Annotated in this window: 3 protein-coding genes; 2 read left to right on the forward strand and 1 reads right to left on the reverse strand. The window is 69.8% G+C overall.

Going from position 1 to position 1,678, the window contains the following annotated elements; all coding sequences use genetic code 11:
• On the forward strand, nucleotides 1-369 hold a 369-nt coding region (locus tag RIF89_RS14760), incomplete at its 5' end, for a GNAT family N-acetyltransferase (protein WP_309069825.1).
• Between the two features lie 10 nt (nucleotides 370-379).
• On the opposite strand, the gene RIF89_RS14765 is transcribed toward RIF89_RS14760, so the two are convergent.
• On the reverse strand, nucleotides 380-1,090 hold the full coding sequence (locus RIF89_RS14765; protein WP_309069826.1) for a phosphotransferase: 711 nt from the start codon (nucleotides 1,088-1,090) through the stop codon (nucleotides 380-382).
• 93 nt (nucleotides 1,091-1,183) lie between these two features.
• On the opposite strand from RIF89_RS14765, the gene RIF89_RS14770 reads away from it, so the two are divergent.
• Nucleotides 1,184-1,678: carbohydrate ABC transporter permease (locus RIF89_RS14770; protein ID WP_375294495.1), on the forward strand; the 495-nt coding region annotated here is incomplete at its 3' end.

Raw genomic sequence — 1,678 nt, forward strand, 5'->3', positions numbered from 1 at the left:
GCGACGCATCACTTCCTGTCGGCCGACGACCGCGATGCGATCGAGAGTGCGCTGGTGACGGAGTATCTGCCGCACGTGCGGGTGACCGTCGCGGAGATCGACGGCCGTCCCGTGGGATTCGCCGGCACAGCCGAGGGGCGCCTCGAGATGCTCTTCGTCCACGACGCGGTTCGCGGCCGCGGTATCGGCTCGGCGCTGCTCGCGAACGCGATCGAAGAACAATCGGTGACCGCGCTCGACGTCAACGAGCAGAACCCCGAGGCCGTCGCGTTCTACATCCGGAAGGGGTTCACCGTGGCGGGGCGCAGTCCGCGCGACGACGCCGGACGGCCGTATCCGATCCTGCACCTGACGCTCGCGGGCGAGTGAGGAGCACGCGTCATCCTGCCCACCCGCCGAGTTCGTCCGTCAGCTCCGCGAGATACTCGGGCGGGCCGGCCTCGGCGAACCACAGCCACAGCTCCGCCGCGTGGATCGGCACCCAGGCGCGCGCCGCGTCGCGGTCGGCGCCATAGGAATCGACCAGCGCGTCGAACGAGCGGGGATCCTTGCGGGATGCGCCCCACGCCGCCCGTGAGAGCTCGCGAAGCGGATCGCCCCGGTGGGCGGCCTCCCAGTCGACGATGGCCGTGATGGTGCCGTCGACCGCGAGCAGATTGCCGTCGGTCCAGTCCCCATGACAGAACGCCGTGCCGGACGACGGCGGCACGGCGAGTGGGAGAGGCGGGCCCCCGGCCGCGCGGTAGCGGCGGATGATCGCTTCATCGTCGGGCGCGTGCGGCAGGCCCTCCGGCACCGGGAGCGCATGCAGGCGTCGCATGAGGGATGCAGAGGCGCGGAGGAGCGCGAGGCGCTCGCCGAGGTCGCCGCTGTCGAGACGGTCGCCGGGCAGCCGGGTCATCAGGATCGACCCAGGGCGCACCTCGACCGGCACGGGCACGGGCAGACCGCTGTCGACCAGGGCATGGAGCGCGAGGACCTCGACGTCGTGACGAAGCGGGTCCGGCATCCGCTTCTCGACCAGCGTCCGCCCGCCCCGCTGCAGGACCCGTACGTGCCCGACCGCGCCCTGGCGCATCTCGTCGGTCATCGTCTCAGCATCCCGGGCCACTCAGAGAAGCACAAGCATCGCAGCGTGCGCAAGGCCCGTTGAGAACCGCTGCTCCGCGCTTACCATCCGGACATGACACAGCAGGATCGGGTGCGCGTCGAGAGGCCGACACCCTCCGAGGGCGACGATCGGCGCGGCAAGCCGCGCACGCGCGCCCGCCGGGTGAAGCAGAGCTTCAACAGGCGCGAGGCCGTCGCCGGCTATCTCTTCATCATGCCGTGGCTGATCGGCTTCCTCGTCTTCACCGCAGGGGCGATGGTCTACAGCCTCTACATCTCGTTCAGCAACTACAACCTCGCGACGAACACCGCGCGTCCGGTCGGCATCGACAACTACGCGCAGCTGTTCGAAGACCCCCGTGTAGGCGTCTCGCTCGCGAACACGCTGTTCTACGTCGTGATGGCCGTGCCGCTCGAGATCGTCTTCGCCCTGATCCTGGCGCTGCTCCTCAACCGCGTCGGTCGCGGCGCCGGCATCTTCCGCACGCTCTACTACCTGCCCAAGATGACGCCGGCGGTCGCCACCGCTGCGGTCTTCTTCCTTCTGCTCAACGGCAACTCGGGCGCG

The sequence above is a fragment of the Microbacterium sp. genome (assembly GCF_031178525.1).
Classification (GTDB): Bacteria; Actinomycetota; Actinomycetes; order Actinomycetales; family Microbacteriaceae; genus Microbacterium.

Coding starts and splice junctions, on each gene's coding strand:
- RIF89_RS14765 (WP_309069826.1), bottom strand. CDS start 1,090: ATGACCGACGAGATGCGCCAGGGCGCGGTCGGGCACGTACGGGTCCTG.